Raw genomic sequence first — 23,103 nt, 5'->3', positions numbered from 1 at the left:
TTGTATCTAAAATTAGGAGAACAGATATGGCACATCGCCCTCCCACCATAACCCAGCCAGCCATTGCTCGTGCCCTAAGAGAAGCTAAAAAACAAGGATGCGAACTAATGGAAATCAAGCCTACTGGAGAGTTATTAATTCATATCAATAAAACTATATCACCACCAACAACAAGGAATAATGCTTACAGTATTGAAGACTTTCCACCTCTTGAAAACGAGCAAGAAGAATGTAGTACTCACCCTTCTTGCCCCTCTGTTGACGGCATAGAATTCTAACCATGCCAAAGCGTCGTCCACCATATCTTGTTCGTGAACGTACACGCCATGGTAAAATCATATGGTATGTCCGTATTGGTCATGGACCACGGGTTAGGATTGAAGGAGTTTACGGAACGCAAGAGTTTGTTGACAGCTATATGCTTGCCCTTAAGCATGCGCAAAATGGCACCTCCAAGAAAACAAAACAAACCAGACTTGTAGAGGGCTCTTTCGATTGGTTATTGCATCAGTATTTACAAAGCATGCAATGGCATAATCAATCAGGGTCAACGAAAAAAGTTAAATATAGAATTCTAAACAATATTTCTAAACATATTGGTGATCGCGCTTATAAAAGCATAGAAAAACAACATATTCTTGATGCCGTAGAAAGAAGACGCAATACTCCCGCAGCAGCAAGACACTTTTTGACTTCTTTAAATGGTCTTTTTAATTGGGCGATTGATAATGCTCTTTTAAACAGAAACCCCGCTTTTAATATCAAAGCCCCAAAATCTCTTAACACTGAAGGATTGCGCCCATGGTTAGAAGAAGATGTTGAGAAATATTATCAACATTGGTCTGTCGGTACCCATGAACGCGTCTGGATTGATGTTCTTTTATATACGGGCTTACGCCGTGGTGATGCCGTTCGCATTGGCTGGAAAGACGTTAAAGATAATATTATTCATCTCAAAACAGAAAAGAGCCAATTTAAAACAGATGTTTTTCTTCCTATTTTACCAGAACTTGCAGAAACCCTTAAAATTGGTCCTGTAGGTGATGAAACATTCATTTGTGGTAAAGGTGGAAATAAGCTTGTAAAAGAAAGTTTTGGCAACTTATTTCGTGAAGCGTGTAATCAAGCAGGAATTAAAAAATCAGCCCATGGATTGAGAAAATTGGCAGCAACACGGGCTGCTAATGCTGGTGCTACAGTTTCACAAATGAAAGCACTATTTGGCTGGACTGAAGATAAAATGGCATCTCTTTATACCAAAACAGCCGATAGAAAACATCTAGCAATAAAAGCAATTAAAAAACTTCAAAAAAACTAAAACAATGGATAGAAGCTAAAAACAAAGAAAAGCACCAGAAAAATTATGAATAAAATCAAATTTGTGTTTGATTATCCTCAGAAACTAGAGGAGAAATAGTTGGTTGTGCCTGTTGCATTGTCTGCCATAAATTATAGTTAGTTTGCATATCTAACCAAAATTTTGCTTTACTAAAACCAGCCAACTCTAATTTAATCGCAAGCTCGGTACTCATAGAAGCGTGTCCGTTAATCACTCTTGAGAGAGAAGCTCTTGTCATATGGAGGTGATCAGCTAATTTCTGTATTGATAGCCCCATTTCTTCCAAAAAAGCTACTTTTAGAACTTCACCCGGATGTGCAGGATTATGCATCATTTTTTTATTCCTTTCATCAATGGTAGTCTTGATAATCAACAAGCTCCACATCTGTTCCTATAAAGCGAAAAGTAACACGCCAATTTCCATTCACCCATATAGAATAATATCCTGTAAGTTCACCTTTAAGAGGATGCATTTTAAAGGCAGGTGCTTTCAACATTTCAGGCGTAGTAGCACTTGTTAAAGCCGTTAAGATAACGCGTAATTTCTTTACGTGATCAGCTTGAATAGCTTTTGTAGACCCTGTTGTATAAAATAATTTTAAGCCCTTATGTTTGAAACTCACAATCGCCATTACCGCCCCTTGTCGTATACCGATACTATACGATTAATAAAAATAAGAGTCAAGTTCTATAAGACCAAATTTAGTTTCATATTTATCCAAATATGATTGAAAATAATCTATAAAAAGGTTCGGGATAGACAGAAAAATAAGCTAATAAAATCAATAACCATAAAATTCCCTTACCTTTATATAACTTATTGATTTTATATAAACATGGCATTCCCACCCCCTCCGCCATCATGTTTTCATCCTTAGCTTGCTGCTAAGCACCAAACTTCCTGCGTTGCTCCAGACCAATAAGCTCATCTTTGGTGTTGTTTTAGAGAAAGCTCTGGAAGCTTCGTTCTTTTGTTTAATCTACCCAATGAACGTCCAAACATCAATCTAGAACGAATTTGACAGACAGCTGTTTTGCTTTACAATCTTGATGAAACCCTTGCTTAATCACCCACTTAAGTATGCTGTCGGCTAACCATAAAAGCTAACACCCGAAATACAAGGCGCTGTACAAATTAAACACCTATCCAGTTCACAAACTTGAAAATTACGATGTAGGTCGCCGGAATCAAGTCGTGCAGTCACCTTTTACCTGCACACTGACCGGCTGCTATACTCAATAGCAACTGCTATAAAATGAACTTCACCCGTCCCTTTGTTAGATTCGAATCGTTCCTTCTGCCTGCGCACTTTCTGCAAAAACCTCGCTAAAATTCCACCCCTTACAATTGGCTACTTTGTGCCTTTTTGCACATTATAAGTTACAATTTTTCTCCAACATGAATCTTGAATTCCCCAACTACAACCGCACAAGTATCGTAATCTTTAAGCTTATTACCAACATAAGTAACTGTATACAAACGATATTTTGAATAGCCTCAACCAAATCATGCTCTCGATTAAAAAAATCATCCCAGGTCAGAACAGCGTTTCCAGATCGCTTTAGACGGTACTATGGGATCGAAGATATCCTGACCTGCAATAATTAAGATTAACAATCGCAAATATCCGCAATCGGACTCATCCGCTTGAGCAAAATCAGACCAAATGATTTTGCAAAAATCTTGAAAAGACAGAGAAGATATTGTTTTGAAATTGGTTAGCTGCGCCCTTGGTCCCGGATTTTAGCAAAATCAATGCCAATCAGTTTTTTAATGAATTTTAAAGAGTCTCCAAAGGAACTTCTAAGACCATTCGGGCTGAAAATATTTTTTCCATTGCTTCTAGACAAACATCACGGCCAAATACTTGATTATCCACTAAGTATCAAAATCCCGCAAAATATTGACAATCGTCTGCTCTCATTAATTAGATAAAATTACGGTCCTTAAAATATAAATCGCCGCTTTCCTTGACACTGCCTAGAATCCTCGTATTCTTCATGAAATGCGGTCATACATACCTGAATGAAGTAAAAAACCACTCTTCCTGCGCATTGGCTTAAAAAACACAATACATAGATGACATCATTGCACCAACATAAAAGGAGGCTTTACGCTGCACCCATATCACCTCAACGATAACACAACCGAAACGCAAACGATACGCTAATTCAGACCCAAAACGACAAAAAAGGAAACATTAACTAAAACGATAACAATCCGTTGAATAAATCAAAGTTCATATCGGTTCAAAATTTATTTCAATATCCACGGCACTCCAAGATAATACGCTCCGAGAGCCTTCCTTTTTTGAAACGTAAACTGGCCTACACACAGCAAAAATGACGATAATACCGACTTCTTAACCTATCTTCACCATATAAATTATAATGCAAAGCTAATTTATAAAAACTAAAATTTCGGACGCTACTTTCCTACTTCCATGCTTTCAAGCCAGCCCGCTGCCCTATCAATTTTTTACAATTGCAAAAATAACTACGAAATGAATTGATAACAACGACGCCGATTCATCGCTCAACCCACAGATGCTGCGACAGAAAAATAATAGATACAATAAATAAACGAGAACTTAGAAAATACAATAAAAAAATAGAAAAACCAGTGTCCTAATACAGAATACACTTTTAAATATAAAATTTATTGCTACTTTATCTTAATTTTAGTAGGCTGGCCCGCAGTATTGTATCTTGTGGATATTTTTTACTAATCGCAATATATGCCGTTATGCCAATACAAATTTGCCGATGATATCTAAATTAAAACATCTTGATCGTGATCATTTCCCACATCATTTCAAAATGATGCATAATAGCTCTCCTGTTGAGTGGAAAATAAGTAACAACCCGGTCGCATACCTTGAAGCACTAGACTATATGCAAAAACGTGTAGAAGGTATCTTTATGAAAACTGCGCGTGAACAGGTCTGGCTCCTTGAGCATCCCCCCCTTTATACAGCGGGTACGAGTGCAAACAAAAAGGACCTTTTGTCACCTGATTTATTTCCTGTCTATGATGCTGGTCGTGGTGGAGAATTCACATACCACGGACCGGGACAACGTATCCTTTATGTTATGCTTGATCTTAAACGTAGAAAACAAGACATACGCGCTTTTATCAGTGTATTAGAAGAATGGATCATACAAATGCTTGCAAATTTTGATATCAGAGGCGAACGCCGAGAGAATCGAGTTGGCGTCTGGATAAAACGGCCTGAATATCCATCTACGCAAAATAAATTTTTTCGTGAAGACAAGATTGCCGCCATTGGTATACGGGTACGCAAATGGGTAAGCTTCCACGGAATCTCCATAAATATTAACCCTAATTTAATGCATTATTCAGGCATCGTTCCCTGTGGAATTGCAGGTCATGGTGTAACTAGTTTTGTTGATTTAGGTTTTTCTGTAGCAATGCATGATGTTGATATTGCTTTAAAAAAAATATTCGAAGAGCTTTTTGGTCCAACAATTAATGTTTCCTGAGTGCATTGATTTTTCAATAAAAAACAGGCATAAAGCTCGTTTTAATTAGGATGATGGTCGAACGCCATGAGCAATGATAAAAGGGATCTTTTCAGCATTTTTGATGAACCCCAATCTCAAATAAAGGCAAAAGAAACGGAATTGAAAATCCCAGAAAGTACGGAAATGGTATCTTCAAAAAAAGAGATACAGAAAGATAGCTACAGTGCTCACTCCATCCGAATACTTGAAGGCCTAGAGCCTGTGCGCTTGCGTCCGGGAATGTATATAGGCGGGACGGATAGCAAAGCGCTCCACCATTTGTTTGCGGAAATTATCGACAATGCAATGGATGAAGCCGTAGCCGGTTACGCAGATTTAATTGACGTATCGTTGGACATAAATGGTTACCTAACAGTTACGGATAATGGGCGCGGCATCCCCGTTGAAAATCATCCTCAAATGCCAGAAAAATCTACTCTTGAGGTTATTATGACACAGCTCCATTCAGGTGGAAAGTTTGATGGCAAAGCCTATCAAACTTCCGGAGGATTGCATGGAGTTGGAATTTCTGTCGTCAATGCCCTTTCTGATGATATGGAAGTTGAAGTAGCACGGGAACGAAAGTTGTACCGGCAGCGATTTTCGCGTGGTATACCCCAGTCTGAATTAGAACATCTGGGTGATACTTATAACCGACGTGGAACACGGGTTCGTTTTCATCCTGACAATAAAATTTTTGGAGAAAAAGCCACTTTTGATCCAGAGATAATTTACAAAATGGCGCGTTCTAAGGCCTATCTTTTTGGCGGAGTAAAGATTCGCTGGGATTGCGATCCTGCCTTGCTTTCAGGCACAAAAAACATCCCCCCAAAAGCTGTTTTTTATTTTCCAGATGGGCTTAAAGATTATTTATTGTCATCATTGAAAAATGAATACCGGATAACATCAGAAATTTTTTCTGGAAAAATAAAGCAGCGCAGTGGTCACGGATTAGTGGAATGGGCCGTAGCGTGGCACGACGGAGATCCCTGCGTGCAATCCTATTGCAACACTATCCCTACCAAAGAGGGTGGGACACACGAATTGGGATTTAGACAAGCCCTATTGCGCGGACTAAAATCCTATGCGGAATTAATAGGAAACAAGCGTGCTTCTATCATTACATCTGATGATATTATGACTTCAGCAGCCGCTGTGCTCTCCGTTTTTCTTAAAGAACCTGAATTTGTCGGACAAACTAAAGATAGATTAGCGACAATTGAAGCTCAGCGCATTGTTGAAAGTGCAATACGTGATCCTTTTGACCACTGGTTGACAAATTCTCCGCAAGAAGCAACTAAACTCCTCGATTGGATCATTGAACGGGCTGAAGAACGTGTTAAACGACGCCAAAGCAAAGAAATAAATCGAAAAACTGCTGTGCGTAAGCTGCGTTTACCAGGTAAACTGGCAGACTGTAGCCAAAGCTCCCCTTCCGGAACTGAATTATTTATCGTTGAGGGCGATTCTGCGGGTGGTTCCGCTAAACAAGCACGAAACAGAGCAAATCAAGCGGTCCTGCCTCTTCGTGGTAAGATTTTAAATGTAGCCAGTGCCGCGCGAGAAAAAATGAACTCGAGTCAAACAATCGGCGACCTTATACTTGCTCTCGGATGCGGAACACGCTCTAAATATCGCGAAGAAGATCTCAGATATGAGCGTATCATCATTATGACAGACGCGGATGTTGATGGTGCCCATATCGCTTCATTATTAATGACCTTCTTTTTCCAAGAGATACCTGATCTCATCCATCAAGGCCATTTATACCTCGCCGTTCCCCCTCTTTATAGAATCTCGCAAGGAGGAAAGGTCGTTTATGCACGCGACGACTCTCACAAAGATGAATTGCTAAAGACAGAGTTTACTAAGAGAGCTAAAATCGAAATTGGGCGTTTTAAAGGACTTGGTGAAATGCGCGCTGAACAGCTCAAAGAAACAACCATGAACCCCCAAAAACGCACGCTTCTGCGCATTTCAATTGATTCGATAAAAATGAAAGAAACCAAAGATACAGTAGAAAATTTAATGGGAACGAAGCCAGAAGCGCGATTTCAGTTCATACAAGAAAACTCCTCTTTTGCCTCTAATATAAACATCTAACCTTTAAAGATCATCCCCCTCCAATTGCTGCAGCAGCGTCAATAACTCGCAGCTGTGAGTTAACAGCTCCGTTCCAATAATTCAGGCTAAGATTACCAGCAAAATGGACTAACTCTCCTATATTTTTAGAAAGAAAATGACCAAGCGGTGTTCCCACTGCACGGAAGGCTATTCCTTGTATTTTTTTTCCTTCAATACTAGAAATAACAAGGCGAAGATGCCCCTTCCCAACCTCACACAAACTCACTAACCTATGGGAAGGCAAAACAAAAATGGGAGTGGCATTTCCTGAACCAAACGGACCTGCTTTTTCAACCATATCAAAAAGATCTTTGTTGGCACCAGAAGCAGAAAGACAGCCGTCTATACTAAGGAATTTTTTAGCACGCAACTCAGAAACCATTAGAGAAACTTTTTTTTCTAGCCATTCTCGAAAAACTTCTATTTTCGTTACATCAACCGTGACACCAGCCGCCATACTATGTCCCCCACCATTTTCCAATAAATTTAGCGTAACAGCTTCACGGACAAGTGCACCTAAATCTATTCCGCTGATTGATCTCCCTGATCCTGTACCACTCCCATCTGCTTTCAAAGCAATTGCAAAAACAGGACAAAAAAAACGCTCTTTTAAGCGAGATGCCAGAATACCTACAATACCCGGATGCCATTCCTTATGTGCTATCACAAGAGATGATGGCACTTGTCCACTTAGATAAAGAGAATCCACATAAGCCTCTGCTTGCGTTAACTGCATTTCTTCCATTTTTTGACGTTCTTGATTAAGATGATCCAATTGTTTTGCTATTTTTTCAGATTCTTCTTTATCGTCACAGCTAAGCAAACGCGCCCCCAAAGCCGGATCTCCGATCCGACCTCCAGCATTAATTCTAGGACCTAATAAAAAACCTAAATGAAAACTATTAAGTGGCTCACCTATACGTGCAACCCTTGCTAAAGCCGCTATCCCTGGATTATACATTGAACGAGCAACTTGTAACCCCTTAACCACAAAAGCACGATTAACACCCCGCAAAGGAACGACATCACATATTGTAGCTAATGCAACAAGATCAAGCATAGTCAAAAGATCGGGAAGTTTTCCTTCGTATTTTGTTCTTCGCAATAAGTGATTAACCCATGCCAACGTGACAAACACAACGCCAGCAGCACATAAATGCCCTTGTTCAGAAAAATCATCCGGACGATTAGGATTAACAAGGGCGATAGCTTCTCTATGAACTTCCGTCATTTGATGATGATCTAAAACCACAACATCAGCACCCGCAAGCCTTACCGCTTTCACTGCATCTGGGCTGTTCGCACCACAATCAACCGTGATAATTAAACGAGCTCCCTCTTGTACAAGCATTTTCATCGCCTGTTCATTCGGTCCGTATCCTTCGATAATGCGGTCAGGGATGTAAATTTTTACCTCTATATTAAAATGGCGTAAAAAACGCGCAATAATCGCCGAAGAACAGGCACCATCAACATCATAATCACCAAAAACAGCAACTCTTTCTTTATTGATAATGGCACTAACTATGCGCTCTGCTGCACATTGCATATCCAAGATTTTTTTTGGATCGGGCATTAAAGAACGCAGCGTTGGATTTGTAAACGCAACAGCTTCTGATTCATCCACATCTCTCGCCGAAAGAACCCGCGCCAGCTGATCTGGAAAACCAAATTTCTGCGAAATTGCACAAGCATTGCTCGTCTTTTCAAGGTCGAGAGCATCAACCCACGCCTGACCGCAAGCAGAAGATTCAACACCAAGAAAATAAGGGGATCGCCGCATGACCGCCCATTCTATAATGAAAAGTGATAAAATACAATTAATAATTAAAGATAAAGAACTCTACGAAAATATTCATCATTATTTAAGAAGCAAACAAATAGCAACGAACATAAAGTATTATAATACCACATCCATAACACACTGTTTATCCAGTTTTTATTTCCTCTTGACGCAAATTAAAAGAAATTATATCAAACAGAAGAATGTGCGTTAAATATTCCGCCTTGTTGCGGTTTTTGACGCGAAGAAACAGAAAGCGCCCTCATACAAAAGGGTTTTAGTGAAGGATACTTCTATGGCAACTTTTTCACAAAAGCCAACTGAAGTGGTAAAAAAGTGGGTTATTATTGACGCAGAAAACCTTGTTTTGGGTCGTCTTGCCACATTCGTTGCAAATCGCTTGCGTGGCAAACATAAAGCCACGTTTACGCCACATGTTGATGATGGCGACAATGTTATTGTAATCAATGCAGACAAAATAGCTCTTACAGGCAAAAAATATACAGATAAGAAATACTATTGGCATACTGGCTACATTGGTGGAATTAAAGAGCGTACAGCTCGTCAAATTCTTGAAGGGCGTTTCCCTGAGCGGGTTATCGAAAAAGCTGTAGAACGAATGATTCCTCGTGGACCGCTCGGTCGCCGCCAATTAAAGAATCTACGCGTTTATGCTGGGGACCAACACCCGCATGTGGCACAACAGCCCGAGTCTCTTGACGTTGGTGTTCTGAACCGCAAAAACAAAAGGATTGCTTAATTATGGTCGAAATTAATTCTCTTTCTGAACTCAGCGCAGTAGCAAACACAAATGTTGCAGAAGTTAATGAGATCACTCCCGTGCGCGTGCAAAAGCTTGATTCGCAGGGACGCGCTTATGCAACAGGAAAGCGTAAAAACGCTGTCGCCCGTGTGTGGATTAAACCAGGTTCGGGAAAAATTACCGTAAATGATAAAAATTTTGACAAATATTTTGCTCGTTCTGTTCTTCGAATGATACTTCGTCAGCCGATAGTGGCGACCCAAAGAGAGACACAATTTGACATTGTTGCAACTGTTGCAGGAGGTGGTCTCTCAGGACAAGCGGGAGCAGTACGCCATGGTATCTCAAAAGCTCTGACCTACTTTGAACCGGAACTTCACAAAATTTTGAAAAAAGGCGGATTCCTAACACGTGATAGTCGTGTTGTTGAACGTAAAAAATACGGTAAAGCAAAAGCGCGCCGTTCTTTCCAATTCTCAAAACGCTGATTTCAATTTCCAAACAAACGAACGAGACTCCGCCCCTTGCGGAGTTTTTTTGGCGCCTTTGTGATTACTGAAAACGAAAACACACTTCTAATACTCTGCTCATTATTTTGAGAGAGAACGCGATATTTCAGTCCAAAAAGCGCTTTATCATCTTAATGAAATGAGGGACAGAGATGGGCTTTGACATATACTCTTCACACCCGCTTGCACGAATTTTTTCCTCATCCCCTTTCATAGCAAAAGCTGTTACAGCGACGATAGGAATCAATTTTAGTTCTTCATCTTCTTTTAGTTGCTTAATAACATCAATACCCGATACTTCAGGTAGCTGAATATCCATAAGAATGAGAGAGGGCATAGATGAACGAGCGAGATCCAACGCCAGGAGACCGTTACGCGTCTCAACAGTTTCATAGCCACTCGCTTCTACAAGATCACGGAATAATTTCATATTAAGCTCATTATCTTCCACGATCATGACTTTTTTCATCATCAAAACAACCCTATGCTCTTCTTACACAAGCCCAAATGCACCACATCTTCGCAAATAAAATAGTAAAAAAATTGCAAATTACTAAGAATAAACAACCTAAGGTAGAATTTTTCACACTGGAGTTGTTGTGATATGGTTTCTCGAAGTTAAACACAAAATATCCGCTAAAGGTACGATTATAACATATTTTTTATGTTTTAGCACTAAATTTGTATGTTTTTGAATAACGCTTTGTATTCTATACAAAAATGTGCAAAATAAAACAACCATAATGGTTGATTTCTGCTGCAAAAAATCAACTTGCTTAATTGTGTTATTTTCAGTTTCACTATAAATGAGTTGTTATAGTCAAGAAGATGTTTTTTATTTTTAATATTTGATTATATAAAGATTTATATTATTTTATTAAAAATAAAAATCACAAAAGTAGTAATTAAAGTATAAAATAAATCATATTTTAAAATATAATTATATTAATTAGTTTTATGCTCTTTATAATATGAAAGACTACTATACAAATAAGATTACATTATATCTATGTTACACAATAAAAAACTAAGCAATTATTTACCTAACTAAAAATTCTAAAGATAAAAACCTCTATGTCTAAGAAGCTATGATTTTCTTATTTTCATTATATAATAATTGAACAAAATCATAACCAACTTATCCAACTTGCTTTGCATCTTTTTGTTAGCTAAACAAAAATAGCACTCGTGTACACTTTACCTTACCCTAGCTCTCCGTCAACCTTGCAACAGCAACGTCCTTAACTACACAATTCCGAAAATTTGTGACTATTTCACTGACCAATATTGCTATTATCGAATAGATCATAATGCGTACAGTGCAATTATACTACACAGCAGCTTCTTAAACCATAAGAGGTAAAAAACAAAAAATGAGCAAATACACCCAAAGACAATTATCCACCTTTTTTACTGCTCATCGTTTTTACGTTATTCCGAGCATTCTTTTTCAAAAAGATGAGGGTTTTCATCAATGAGATCCCTTTGCGTCTTCCGCAACTGCCTAATAATTTCATCAATTTTTGAAGGAGAAGATAGATATTCCCGATCATTGAATAAATGCGAACTTCCTGTACCTTTGAGAAAACATTGCATCTGGGATTGTAGCATCCTAATTTCTTGAAAAAAAAGGCGGCCAGTTTCCTTAAAGTCATTATTGAGAGAAAAAAGCTGATCGGAAATCGATACCAAAACCTCCTTTAAGAACAGCTCATTTTCTCGGCATCTATGATATTCTAAAATAAGAGCACGGCTTATTTCATCTAGCTGTCTTTTAGCAGAATCAATCTTCCGCAATGAATCTGCCTCCCCTCTCACATTACCTTTTCTAGCTTTCAAAAGAAGAGCATGAATATCTAATAATTTCATCGCAGAATGGGACAAATAACCCACTAACAATGCAGACGCATTAGTATAACGTTTTTGCGCAATCATCATACACCTTGATAGGTTTCCTAAATTCATCCCGCTACTTCTTCAATATTATAAAACTATTCTAAAGAAAGTGCTAAAATGCTGCCTTAAATATGTTCATATTAAGAATTAACCTTCCTTCTTCGCACTTAATTTCTCGCTAACGGATAAAAAAGGCGCAAGGGTGCATAAAATATGATATGTGTCGTTTTCTCTAAAACGGTACTGCTATCGGCGAGCAACGCTTGACTTGGTGTCATCTCAGTACCCTGCATAATCGCTGAAGCCAAGGAGCCATCTCGAGAAAGTGCCATCAACGTCGGAGAAGATGCAAATACATTATGCGTACCGCCATCAACATTAGAGAGATCAAAAACAGCTATCCCATTTTTACGCAGCATATCAATATCTGAACCATCTCCGACACGAGGATGCCCACCTGTCAAACGCCCCGAAACAGCGAGAGCTTTGTCTGCGCGTGACACCAAAATAGCTGTCGGCTTAGGCAGTTTTTTTATATCATTCAATTGACGCTCAAACACATCAACATCAATATCCGGAGCAGCCATTAAAAGACTTGTTATACGACGGATTGGTTTATACCTCCCCTGCAGCGCCAAAGTCCTAAACGCCTCCATCGTAACAAAATTTCCCATAGAATGAGCAATAACCGAAATTTGCTCAGCATTGGTTTCGCTGATAAGCACCAAAAGCTCTATCAATCCATCCCGCGCAAAATTGGCACTATCGCGATCGTAAATATAAAGAGGAACCGATCCAGCAGAAGGCCACGAATAATGCACAGTAACAACATCCAGAGAATAATCATAAGTAAACTGAGCCGCACGGAACGTACCATCAGCAAAATTGTTATTATAACCATGAATAAAAAGGAAAATCTCCCTTTTTCCTTTTTGCTTTGCCGCCAGAACGGCATTTAACTCTTTCTTGAACTGTTCTTTATTATCATACTTTTTCAGCGCTACTGCAGCAAAATACTTATCATGAGTAGGCTTATACGAATTCGTTTCAACAAATCCTCTCCTATGTTGCTGAGGAATCCCCACGTCAACCCGATTATAGTGCACTTCGTTTGATCGCCTTGCGCCATAAGGTTGAGAATAATCGTCCTGCATCATACGACTCGTTGCAACATATACCGGAACAATGGACTTCGGAGGAACCGGCTCGCCCTCAACCTCTCTTTGTACAGCAATCATAGACGGAGTCGCATGCACTCCACGCCAAAGCACAGCGCGCGGCACTCCGCACGCTTCAAGCGCCACAACGCAAACAGATAGTATCAAGAACCTAAAAAACACCGCACCTTCCACACCAACAATCGCTAAATCCAACAGATGACGAGCAGAACCGCACCCCTAGGTTCACAAAAACAAAACCTTCAAAAACCTGAGACGAAATTCTCCAAACACACCAACAAACAACGATTCCGAAGGAAATAACCTCCAGAACGCACGTTGCACCCTCATTTCTCTGATAAAAACTGCGAAAATGGTGCGGTCGAGAAGACTCGAACTCCCACGGGTCGCCCCACAGCGACCTCAACGCTGCGCGTCTACCAATTCCGCCACGACCGCACACGGCTAAGCTAAACACCGCGCAGTTCTAGCATATCACAAAGCACTGTACAAGATCATTTTTTTTCCTTCTTATTATTTATTCACCGAGAAATTATAAACACAAAATCACAAAGCTATGAAAACGCGAAATCCACTATAATTTATTGACTGTCATCATAAAATTATCCTGCACTGCTTGGTTTTTTTCGTAATACCCACGAAAACTCGTTGTAACCGTTTTAGCCCCCTGCTTTTGTATTCCTCTCATCACCATGCACATATGCTCAGCTTCAACCGAAACTGCAACGCCACGAGGGCTTAAATACTTTTCCAAAGCATCGGCTATTTGAGCCGTCATGGCCTCTTGCGTCTGTAAACGACGGGAAAAAACATCCACGATACGTGCAATTTTTGAAAGACCGACAACCCTTGTCTCAGGAAGGTAAGCAATATGGGCCCTTCCAACAATCGGAATCATATGATGTTCACAGTGAGAATAAAAAGCAATGTCTTTCAATATTATCGCTTCTTTGTATCCTGAGACTTCCTCAAAGACCGTACTCAAAATTTCTTCAACCGACTCACTATAACCAGCGAAAAGCTCGCGATACGCCCTAGCCACACGCTTTGGAGTTTCCACGAGCCCCTCTCGTCCTGGATCTTCCCCTATCCACGACAGCAATGTGCAAACCGCCGCTTCAACTTCTTCAAAACTAGGACTCTCTCCCCCACGTGAAGGTAGGCCTTCTGTACCTCCTTTAATATCATACATCTAAAAACTCCAAGCCTTCAGTATACAAAGTGTTTGCCACGCACCCATTTAACCCTGTATAATCTCTATATAATCTAATTAAAAGCTCAAACAATTACAGCTCCCAAGATTTTAGGCAATAGCACAATGATTGGTGACATCTATAGTGACAAAATACTCGGATATGCCGCTCGTATAGACAAAATTGGGCGTCTCAATAATCCAGATGCAACATCAACAAAACACGCACGCCTTTGCGGATCGATAGTGACAGTAGACTTAAAAATAAAAAATGATATCGTGACAGACTTTGCTCATGAAGTCCGTGCATGTGCATTAGGTCAAGCTTCAGCTTCGCTTTTGGCAAATCATATCATTGGAGAAAAAACGCAGAATCTTAAAGTGCTACGTGAAACTATTTACAATATGCTGACAAAGAACGGACATCCTCCAACAGCCCCATTTGAAAAATTTTCCTGCTTGCAACCCATTAAAGATCACAAAGCACGCCACGCATCAATCATGCTATCATTTGATGCAGTCGTAGATTGTATTAAACAGATTGAAGAAAAAACAAATGCGCAAACAGAACTTTCGAAAAAACAAAAAACAAACTAGAAATTACGAAGGACCTTGGCGTAAAACCCCCGGGCGACTACTTGGTATTTCATTAATACGTCTTTATCAAATAACGCTCTCCAGTCTCATAGGCAACCAATGTCGTCATGCGCCAACTTGCTCAGAATACGCCTACGAAGCCATTGCACGACACGGACTGTGGGCTGGCGCTTGGATGGGAATTTTTCGCATTATACGATGCGGTCCATTTGGAACTCACGGGTTCGACCCTGTGCCTACCTCCCTTAAAAAATTTTACCGTTTTTACGCACCTTGGCGCTATTGGAAAATTTCCGCCAAAAATGACAAATAACCCTTTCCTTCCTTTAAGCAAATTGGTAGAAAAACTACCTATTTAGCCTAGAATTAATTGGCATTAATTTGTTTGCGAAACTATCCGCAATCATTCTCGGAATCTGGACAAGAGGTTTTTTTTATGTCTCGCTCTGTTTCTCTTTCTTTTCCCGACGGTTCAAAACGTGACTACCCCGCCACGATGACCGGTTTAGAATTGGCTGCATCCATTTCTAAATCGCTTGCTAAAAAGGCAGTTTTTTACAACCTTAATGGAGCACCCAGAGACCTATCAGATCCATTGGAAGAATCTGGACAAGTAGAAATCATCACCCGCGAAGACCCACGCGCTCTCGAGGTGATACGTCATGATTGCGCACACGTTTTAGCCGAAGCAGTACAAGAGCTTTTTCCCGAAACACAAGTGACAATCGGCCCTGTTATTGAAAACGGCTTCTATTATGATTTTGCGCGTCACCAACCCTTCACATTGGATGATCTCGCCGTCATTGAAAGAAAAATGCGCGAAATTATTAAACGTAATGAGTCTTTTAGAAAAGAAATTTGGTCTCGTGAAAAAGCTAAAAAAGTTTTTTTGGAAAAGAATGAACTTTATAAAGTTGAGCTCATCGACGGCATCCCTGAAGATCAAAATCTAAAAATCTATTATCAAGGTGACTGGTTTGACCTTTGCCGTGGTCCACATATGCAATCTACGGGGCAAATCGGACATGCCTTCAAACTAATGAAAGTCGCCGGAGCCTATTGGCGTGGAGATGCTAATAGGCCGATGCTAACAAGAATTTATGGCACAGCATTTGCTAATGAAGACGACCTAAAAGCTTATTTGCACATGTTAGAGGAAGCTGAAAAACGCGATCACCGCCGTCTAGGACGTGAGATGGACTTATTTCATTTTCAAGAAGAAGGACCAGGAATGATTTTTTGGCACAAGAAAGGCTGGAAAATGTTCCAAAATTTAATCAGCTATATGCGCAGGCGCCTCGACGACCATCAATACGCTGAGGTTAATGCACCACAAGTACTCGACAAATCACTTTGGGAATTATCTGGCCATTGGGAATGGTATAAGGAGAATATGTTTAAAGCCATTCCAGCAGATGATGATTGGAACGATAAATCTGTTTATGCTATTAAACCGATGAATTGTCCCGGTCATGTGCAAATTTTTAAGCATGGTCTAAAATCTTACCGCGATCTTCCTATTAGACTTGCCGAATTTGGTCTTGTTCATCGCTATGAACCTTCAGGATCATTACACGGTCTCATGCGCGTGCGCAGCTTCACGCAAGATGATGCACATATTTTTTGCACGGATGAGCAATTAGCTGATGAATGCCTTAAAATTAATGATTTGATCTTATCAACTTATGCCGATTTCGGTTTTAACGAAATTAGCCTCAAACTTTCAACACGCCCAGAAAAACGCGTTGGGTCTGACGCACTGTGGGATCATGCAGAGTGTATTATGATGTCTGTTCTCAAAACCATCGAGGGAAAATTTTCGGGGAAAATTAAAACGAGCATCCTGCCAGGAGAAGGTGCATTTTATGGACCGAAGTTCGAATATACACTTAAAGACGCCATCGGTCGAGAATGGCAATGTGGAACAACACAAGTAGATTTTAATCTTCCCGAGCGCTTTAGTGCATTCTATATCGATAAAAATTCGGAAAAACGCCAACCTGTCATGATTCATCGCGCTATTTTTGGATCAATGGAACGTTTCCTCGGTATATTAATCGAAAATTTTGCTGGACATATGCCCCTTTGGATCGCGCCTGAGCAAGTTGTTGTCGCAGCAATTACATCAGAAGCAAATGAACACGCGCAAAAAATAACAGCCAAGCTCAGGGCAGCTGGACTTTCAGCAACCTCAGATATCCGTAATGAAAAAATTAACTACAAAATACGCGAACACTCTCTGCAAAAAATCCCTGTAATTTTAATATGTGGCAAACGCGAATCCGAGACAAACAGCGCGAACGTGCGCCGCTTAGGAAGCACAGACCAAATTTCTCTACCTGTCGAGGAAGTGATCGAAATACTTTCAAAAGAAGCAACACCCCCAGACTTGAAACGCCTAATCGATAGCTAAAGAACGTGTATAACAGACTAAGAATTAATGAGAAAGTAGCGTTCTCCATCCTTCCTCTACATCACACTTCCCGTACGATGGTCAATTCGTTATCATAAATGAAAAATACTAAAAAATTCACCAACGTCACCGCACTCTGTCGAGCACGCGTTTACATTCAATTAATTCAAATAACGTCTCCTGTAACAATTCTTTATCGGTCTTTTCTTTACGAGAATCAACAGCGCCAACAGAAGATTCCCCCTCACTCTTTATAAAACCCAAAAGTCCGAAGGGAGATTTTTTAGACTTATTATAGTCAGTTTCAGACGTCTGTCCCGCGTGTTTTTTATCTATCACAACATTCATCGCATCAAGGTCGCCATTACCAAACGCAACAACAAATGCGATCCCATTTTCTTTTAAAAGACGCTGCGCACCTTTTATAGTATAACCTTGATCATAAAGCAGCTTCTTAATACCATTGAGCAAACCAATGTCAGCTGGGCGATAATAACGCCTCCCACCGCCGCGCTTCATTGGCTTTATTTGCGTAAAACGCGTTTCCCAGAATCTTAAAACATGCTGCGGAAGCCCCAACAACTCAGCCACTTCACTAATTGTGCGAAAAGCATCAGAGCTCTTTTCCATTTTTTACTACCCCATTAATTACGCAAACAGCCCAACGACTATTGATCAATTTTTGTTTTTTGATGACACAGGATGAAAATAAACCTCCACCCGACCGCAAAAGAACCGAAAAGTTCCGTATACAAAACAGAACCTAAACACCTACTTCATACAGCTTTCTTAGATGAATACTGTACGCCGCCCATCATCTTTATTCATGCGATATTTTTTGCTGCCTAGCGCGATGTGAATCTAAAATTCTTTGTTTAAGTACGTTCGCAGCTTTAAATGTCACAACCCTCCGCGGTGGAATAGGCGCTTCAACGCCGGTCTTTGGGTTTCGCCCAATACGTTTATTTTTACTACGAACCTGAAAAGTTGCAAAAGAGGATAACTTCACAGCTTCACCCTTTATGAGTGAATTGCAAATTTCATCCAAAACCAACTCTACCAAAGCTGCAGATTCACTATGCGACAAGCCTACCCTTCCACAAACCACGCTCGCTAAATCTGCACGCGTTACCGTTTTACTTGTCATTATAACCACCCATCCAAAATTAAAAATTACAAAGGACTTATACGTTTTATTTAAACATGGTCAAGCGACTATAATCTACCAACGAATGAGCACTGCTCCCCATGTAAACCCGCCTCCCATGGACTCCAACATAACAAGATCTCCTTTTTTTATTCTTCCATCATAAACAGCCTCCGTTAGAGCTAGTGGTACCGATGCTGCAGACGTATTGCCATGCTTATCGACAGTGATCACAACCTTTTCAGCGGAAATTCCGAGTTTTCTTGCCGATGCTTCAATAATGCGCCTATTCGCCTGATGGGGAACAAACCAGTCCAATCGCGAAGAATCTACACCAGCAGCCGCAAAACAATCATCGACTACACCGGTGATCATGCCAACTGCATATTTGAAAACCTCTCGCCCTTCCATGCGTAAATGACCCGCTGTCTGCGTCGTTGAAGGACCACCGTCAACGTACAATTTATCCACGTATGCACCATCAGAACGCAATTTAGCAGATAATATGCCACGATCAAAGGCAAAACCACTATCTATTTTTTGAGCTTCCAAAACAGCAGCACCCGCGCCATCACCGAATAAAACACACGTCGTGCGATCTTTCCAATCTAAAATTCGAGAAAATGTTTCAGACCCGATGACCAAAATCCTTTTGGCTGCCCCGCAGCGTAAATAAGCATCTCCCGTCGTTAAAGCAAAAACAAAACCAGAGCAAACCGCTTGAAGATCGAAAGCAAATCCATGTTTCATTCCTAAAGCATGCTGAATTTCAACGGCAGAAGCAGGAAAAGTACGATTTGGCGTTGAGGTTGCCAAAATAATACAATCAATATCTTCTATCGCCAAACCGGCATTTATGAGCGCAGTTTGCGCAGCTTCTACTCCCAGAGAAACTGTCGTCTCATTTTCATCAGCAATATAACGCTGACGTATCCCTGTACGTTGCACGATCCATGAATCCGATGTATCAACAAATTCCGCAATCTCATCATTCGACAAGCTCTTTTTCGGCAAGGCACTCCCCACGCCACGTACAACCGATCGAATCATAAGACTCCAGCCTTCTTTTGAATTTTTCCACCTGCATTACAAATGCTATTCATAAGCCATCCTCATTGATTTTTATTTCAGTATCTTCATCAAAAAATATTTCTTTATTTTCATGAAATCGCCGTAAATCAGCGGTTATCTTTTCCAAGAGTCCGTTGTTGACCATTTCATAGCCGACGCGTATTGCAGAAGCGAATCCGTGCGCCGTAGTGCTTCCGTGACTCTTTATGACAACACCGTTTAAACCTAAAAGTACCCCGCCATTAACTCTGTCGGGGTCCATTTTATGCTTCAACGTCCGGAAAGCACTCCGCGATAAAAAGTAGCCAAAGCATGAAAAAAGGGAACTGCGCATAGCAGTGTTTAAGATCTCCCCCATCTGCCTCGCGGTCCCTTCTGCCGTTTTTAGGGCAATATTACCAGAAAAGCCTTCTGTCACAACAACATCCACCGTCCCTTTTCCAATGTCATTGCCTTCAACAAATCCTTTATATTCTAAGCCTTCCAATTGAACTTTGCGTAATACCATTCCCGCCTTTTTAATCGCATAAAGGCCTTTAACTTCTTCAACACCCACATTCAAAAGTCCAACACTTGGTTTTTCAACATCATACAAGGCACGAAACATCCCTGCTCCCATAACAGCTAAATCAACAAGCTGACCCGCAGATGCGCCAATCGTTGCACCAATATCTAAAACAATGCTCTCGCTTCGCAGTGTCGGCCAAATACCCGCAATTCCAGGACGCTCAGCCTCGGCCATCATTTTCAAACAAAAATAAGACATTGCCATGAGAGCCCCGGTGTTACCCGCAGAAACACAAGCATCAGCTGCACCATTTTTTACAGCTTCAATCGCATGCCACATTGACGATTTACCGCGCCCAATGCGAAGCGCTTGACTTGGCTTCTCATCCATACGCGTATAACTTTCTGTAGGGAAGAAACAAGATGCAGAAGCCAAATGAGGATATTTTTCCAAAACCGGTTTAACAGCCTCCTCTAACCCATAAAACAGGAAATAGACATTCGGTAAATACTTTTGTACAATCGACGCCCCTGCAATGGTTACCTCTGGACCATGATCACCACCCATTGCATCCACGGAAATTCTAATCACTCTCGCATATCCCACATTTCAATTTACATCTCTAAGCTCATATTGCGATTCCTTAACAAATAACCCCTAAAGTAGACACCAAATAAAGAAATTCACAAAAAATACCGTTTTCACGCCAATACACAATAAACACCTTCTCTAATTTGTTTACAATGACCCCAAGTTTTTCAAAATAGAAAACGGTGATATTTCTTGTTCGCTTCCGTCTAATTTTTCAGTCACAGTCATGCTGGCGCCTTCTTTGCGCGGGTAGTGATCAATTGACAATTCAAAAAATTCCTCCATAATCGCACCTATATCGATTTTATCACCATGAAAAATTTCTGGCACATCTGACCCATCCACATCCAAAAACAACTCGCCCGTATCTTCCAATACTTTTGGTTTGACCAACTTTGAGTCCTCAGGAACAAAAACAACTTCAAGACTCTCATCAATAATATTTTCTAGCGATTCTAATGTAATGATACACGATTGTACTATACATGCTCGCAATGAACCTTTTACACGAACCCCGCGCTGTTTCGATGGAAAAATATAAAATTCCCCTTCACAAGACTTTACTTCTACCAAATCATGATTCTTTGCTAAATGCTCACGTTCCTGTTGGTTTGCACAAATACAAACCTTTATACCTTTAGCAGGTAATGAACGTACTGATATTGGATAAGCCAAAGCAAATGCCATTTGAGAAACATTTTTGGCCTTCATCGGCAACTCCCGAAATAAAAAATATAATACGCCGCATTTTATACTTAAGCAGACTATATTTCGCCCACTTTTTCCTTTTCTAAATAAACTCTGTATGGCATAATTCGCTCCATGACAAGAAAGATCAGTGTAAGCTATGGAAGATTAAGCTAAAATAAAAAACTTTAGGTTGCCTTCTCATCGTACATCTAAATTCTAAAGGGAGATATCATTGTTTCAGGTACCTTACTTAGCACCCATGTTCAGGTGTAAATTGTCAACTTTGCTACTAGTGACAAGCATGGCAGCAATTTCAGGTTGTGGTATAATTAACTCTTCAGGTTCGAGCCAGATATATCGAGAAGGTTATATTCTCGACAACAACGCCCTCGATTTTATCCCTGTTGGATCGAGTCAAGAGCAAGTCATTTTAACTTTAGGAACCCCGTCCTTAAAAACGAAGTACGATAACGATGTTTTTTATTATATATCACAAACCCGGTACCGCGGAATGAAATTTATGAAAGCAAGGATCATTGACCGGAAAGTTTTGGCTATTTATTTTGACCAGAATAAGCAGGTCTCCAAGATAGCCAACTACGGTCTGCAAGATGGTCAAGTTTTTGATTTCATCACACAGACCACATCAACTGCGACAAGAGATCAGTCTTTCCTGAAGAAGATCATTGAGGGTACCATAGATTCACCACTTCGGTAGAGTAACTGAATTAACCTCACCTACAATTCCAGTAAGGTTGGATTGGGTTGTTGTTTTTGTGTGCGTGTCTCTTTCGCTATACTATCAAGAACTGCGTTGACGAGCTTTGGTTCGTCGCTTTCAAAGAACGCTTTCGCTATATCGACATATTCACTCACAACAACGGCAACAGGAACGTCTCGGCGGTTGATTAACTCCCATAAACCTGCGCGCAGTATTGCGCGTAATATAGAATCGATACGCGAAAGTGACCACTCAGCAGAAAGTCGTCGATGGAGCATGGGATCAAGCTGTTTTTGGTCTTGCACGACACCGGCTATAATAGCAAAAAACCACTGAAAATCAGCATCAAGATATTGATATCCATCTATATCTTTTCCCAAACGATGAGCTTCATACTCAGCTGCCGTTTCCAAAACACCGGTACCGACTATATCCATTTGATAAAGCGCCTGCACCGCAGCAAGCCGCGCTGCACCGCGTTTATTAGCTGTACGCGGAGAACATCTGTCCTTTAGGTCAGCCATGCTCAATGATTATCTCCAAATCTCTTTTTCAGAGCAACCATACATAAAGCAGCTTCAGCAGCAAAACCGCCCTTATTTTTTTCATCCTGTTTCGCGCGTGCCCATGCTTGTTTTTCGTTTTCAACAGTCAAAATGCCATTCCCTATCGCTAAATTTTGATGAACAGTCAAATCCATCACTGCCCGACAAGAATTATCAGCAACAATTTCAAAATGATACGTTTCACCTCTGATAATACAACCAAGTGCTACATAACCATCATAAGACAATTTATCCCCTTTTTCAGCCATAGCTATTGCACCCGGTATTTCTAATGCTCCATGAACTGTCACAATATCGTAGCTAACCTCAGCTTTTTGCAGAACACCTACTGCACCTGCAAGAAGTGCATCGGAAATTTCATTGTAAAAACGCGCTTCAACAATTAATATATGTGGCTTTTTATGCATTTTTTCCATCATGACGAGAGTTAATCAAAAAAAACTGGACCAATGAACTAAACGTACCCAAAATACAAGGACATGATAAAATT

24 protein-coding genes and 1 tRNA gene are annotated in these 23,103 nt (G+C 40.4%); 10 read left to right on the top strand and 15 right to left on the bottom strand.

Translation table 11 applies throughout. From position 1 onward, the window contains the following. The first annotated feature begins 26 nt into the window (after window positions 1–26). Together WCP75_RS04305 and WCP75_RS04300 are read left to right on the top strand one after the other, a co-directional pair. A complete protein-coding gene (locus tag WCP75_RS04305) occupies window positions 27–278 on the top strand; it encodes a hypothetical protein (protein ID WP_336277014.1) in 252 nt (83 codons plus the stop codon). A gap of 2 nt (window positions 279–280) precedes the next feature. Beyond that, window positions 281–1,318 (top strand): tyrosine-type recombinase/integrase, encoded by a 1,038-nt coding sequence (locus WCP75_RS04300; RefSeq protein ID WP_336277011.1) that lies wholly within the window; start codon window positions 281–283, stop codon window positions 1,316–1,318. Between the two features lie 55 nt (window positions 1,319–1,373). Here the strand turns inward: WCP75_RS04300 and WCP75_RS04295 are convergent, their stop codons facing one another. Continuing rightward, window positions 1,374–1,673 carry a HigA family addiction module antitoxin gene (locus tag WCP75_RS04295; RefSeq protein ID WP_336277010.1) on the bottom strand — a complete coding sequence of 100 codons (300 nt, stop codon included), beginning with the start codon at window positions 1,671–1,673 and terminating at the stop codon, window positions 1,374–1,376. 16 nt (window positions 1,674–1,689) lie between these two features. After that, window positions 1,690–1,971 (bottom strand): type II toxin-antitoxin system RelE/ParE family toxin, encoded by a 282-nt coding sequence (locus WCP75_RS04290; RefSeq protein WP_208441689.1) that lies wholly within the window; start codon window positions 1,969–1,971, stop codon window positions 1,690–1,692. A 2,134-nt stretch (window positions 1,972–4,105) separates the two neighbouring features. Here WCP75_RS04290 and lipB point away from each other — a divergent pair. After that, the gene (gene lipB, locus WCP75_RS04285) at window positions 4,106–4,843 is read left to right on the top strand and encodes a lipoyl(octanoyl) transferase LipB (RefSeq protein WP_336277009.1); all 738 of its coding nucleotides are present in this window, start codon (window positions 4,106–4,108) and stop codon (window positions 4,841–4,843) included. A 66-nt stretch (window positions 4,844–4,909) separates the two neighbouring features. After that, the gene (gene parE / locus WCP75_RS04280) at window positions 4,910–6,967 is read left to right on the top strand and encodes a DNA topoisomerase IV subunit B (protein WP_336277008.1); all 2,058 of its coding nucleotides are present in this window, start codon (window positions 4,910–4,912) and stop codon (window positions 6,965–6,967) included. Window positions 6,968–6,977: 10 nt separating this feature from the next. Here the strand turns inward: parE and recJ are convergent, their stop codons facing one another. Beyond that, window positions 6,978–8,771 carry a single-stranded-DNA-specific exonuclease RecJ gene (gene recJ / locus WCP75_RS04275; RefSeq protein ID WP_336277007.1) on the bottom strand — a complete coding sequence of 598 codons (1,794 nt, stop codon included), beginning with the start codon at window positions 8,769–8,771 and terminating at the stop codon, window positions 6,978–6,980. Window positions 8,772–9,066: 295 nt separating this feature from the next. Between recJ and rplM the strand changes: the two genes are divergently transcribed. Both rplM and rpsI read left to right on the top strand, forming a co-directional pair. Continuing rightward, window positions 9,067–9,531, top strand: coding sequence for a 50S ribosomal protein L13 (gene rplM / locus WCP75_RS04270; protein WP_336277006.1), 465 nt, complete (start codon window positions 9,067–9,069; stop codon window positions 9,529–9,531). 2 nt (window positions 9,532–9,533) lie between these two features. Then, on the top strand, window positions 9,534–10,022 hold the full coding sequence (gene rpsI / locus WCP75_RS04265) for a 30S ribosomal protein S9 (RefSeq protein WP_336277005.1): 489 nt from the start codon (window positions 9,534–9,536) through the stop codon (window positions 10,020–10,022). A gap of 127 nt (window positions 10,023–10,149) precedes the next feature. Here the strand turns inward: rpsI and WCP75_RS04260 are convergent, their stop codons facing one another. The 5 genes from WCP75_RS04260 to folE form a co-directional block, all read right to left on the bottom strand. Beyond that, complete coding sequence (locus WCP75_RS04260; protein WP_336277004.1) at window positions 10,150–10,515, bottom strand: response regulator; 366 nt, start codon at window positions 10,513–10,515, stop codon at window positions 10,150–10,152. Window positions 10,516–11,474: 959 nt separating this feature from the next. Beyond that, complete coding sequence (locus WCP75_RS04255; RefSeq protein ID WP_336277013.1) at window positions 11,475–11,978, bottom strand: hypothetical protein; 504 nt, start codon at window positions 11,976–11,978, stop codon at window positions 11,475–11,477. A 128-nt stretch (window positions 11,979–12,106) separates the two neighbouring features. Further along, entirely contained in the window at window positions 12,107–13,300 is a 1,194-nt protein-coding gene (locus WCP75_RS04250; protein WP_442894948.1) for an alpha/beta hydrolase, read from the bottom strand. A gap of 170 nt (window positions 13,301–13,470) precedes the next feature. Beyond that, a tRNA-Leu gene (locus WCP75_RS04245) sits at window positions 13,471–13,555 on the bottom strand. A 136-nt stretch (window positions 13,556–13,691) separates the two neighbouring features. Further along, a complete protein-coding gene (folE, locus tag WCP75_RS04240; RefSeq protein WP_336277003.1) occupies window positions 13,692–14,309 on the bottom strand; it encodes a GTP cyclohydrolase I FolE in 618 nt (205 codons plus the stop codon). 126 nt (window positions 14,310–14,435) lie between these two features. Between folE and WCP75_RS04235 the strand changes: the two genes are divergently transcribed. From WCP75_RS04235 to thrS, 3 genes are all read left to right on the top strand, one after another. Next, a complete protein-coding gene (locus WCP75_RS04235) occupies window positions 14,436–14,906 on the top strand; it encodes an iron-sulfur cluster assembly scaffold protein (protein ID WP_336277002.1) in 471 nt (156 codons plus the stop codon). Beyond that, window positions 14,866–15,219, top strand: coding sequence for a membrane protein insertion efficiency factor YidD (gene yidD, locus WCP75_RS04230; protein ID WP_336277001.1), 354 nt, complete (start codon window positions 14,866–14,868; stop codon window positions 15,217–15,219). The genes WCP75_RS04235 and yidD overlap by 41 nt, the downstream gene beginning before the upstream one ends. Window positions 15,220–15,342: 123 nt before the next feature. Next, entirely contained in the window at window positions 15,343–17,319 is a 1,977-nt protein-coding gene (gene thrS, locus WCP75_RS04225) for a threonine--tRNA ligase (RefSeq protein ID WP_336277000.1), read from the top strand. A gap of 126 nt (window positions 17,320–17,445) precedes the next feature. On the opposite strand, the gene WCP75_RS04220 is transcribed toward thrS, so the two are convergent. From WCP75_RS04220 to WCP75_RS04200, 5 genes are all read right to left on the bottom strand, one after another. Next, entirely contained in the window at window positions 17,446–17,949 is a 504-nt protein-coding gene (locus WCP75_RS04220) for a MerR family transcriptional regulator (protein ID WP_336276999.1), read from the bottom strand. A gap of 190 nt (window positions 17,950–18,139) precedes the next feature. Beyond that, window positions 18,140–18,466, bottom strand: coding sequence for an integration host factor subunit alpha (locus WCP75_RS04215; protein WP_336276998.1), 327 nt, complete (start codon window positions 18,464–18,466; stop codon window positions 18,140–18,142). Between the two features lie 75 nt (window positions 18,467–18,541). Next, on the bottom strand, window positions 18,542–19,516 hold the full coding sequence (locus tag WCP75_RS04210; RefSeq protein WP_336276997.1) for a beta-ketoacyl-ACP synthase III: 975 nt from the start codon (window positions 19,514–19,516) through the stop codon (window positions 18,542–18,544). Between the two features lie 49 nt (window positions 19,517–19,565). Further along, window positions 19,566–20,636 (bottom strand): phosphate acyltransferase PlsX, encoded by a 1,071-nt coding sequence (gene plsX / locus WCP75_RS04205; protein WP_336276996.1) that lies wholly within the window; start codon window positions 20,634–20,636, stop codon window positions 19,566–19,568. 147 nt (window positions 20,637–20,783) lie between these two features. Continuing rightward, complete coding sequence (locus WCP75_RS04200; protein ID WP_336276995.1) at window positions 20,784–21,347, bottom strand: DUF177 domain-containing protein; 564 nt, start codon at window positions 21,345–21,347, stop codon at window positions 20,784–20,786. Between the two features lie 238 nt (window positions 21,348–21,585). Here WCP75_RS04200 and WCP75_RS04195 point away from each other — a divergent pair, with 238 nt between their 5' ends. Further along, the gene (locus WCP75_RS04195; RefSeq protein WP_336276994.1) at window positions 21,586–22,044 is read left to right on the top strand and encodes an outer membrane protein assembly factor BamE; all 459 of its coding nucleotides are present in this window, start codon (window positions 21,586–21,588) and stop codon (window positions 22,042–22,044) included. A 20-nt stretch (window positions 22,045–22,064) separates the two neighbouring features. Here the strand turns inward: WCP75_RS04195 and nusB are convergent, their stop codons facing one another. After that, entirely contained in the window at window positions 22,065–22,571 is a 507-nt protein-coding gene (gene nusB, locus WCP75_RS04190; RefSeq protein ID WP_336276993.1) for a transcription antitermination factor NusB, read from the bottom strand. Between the two features lie 2 nt (window positions 22,572–22,573). After that, the gene (locus WCP75_RS04185; RefSeq protein ID WP_336276992.1) at window positions 22,574–23,032 is read right to left on the bottom strand and encodes a 6,7-dimethyl-8-ribityllumazine synthase; all 459 of its coding nucleotides are present in this window, start codon (window positions 23,030–23,032) and stop codon (window positions 22,574–22,576) included. Window positions 23,033–23,103: the final 71 nt, after the last annotated feature.

Origin of the sequence: Bartonella numerosa (assembly GCF_037070845.1) — a bacterium.
Lineage (GTDB): Bacteria > Pseudomonadota > Alphaproteobacteria > Rhizobiales > Rhizobiaceae > Bartonella.
Note: the sequence above shows the minus strand (reverse complement) of the source record. Positions and strands in the feature narration are given on the sequence as shown.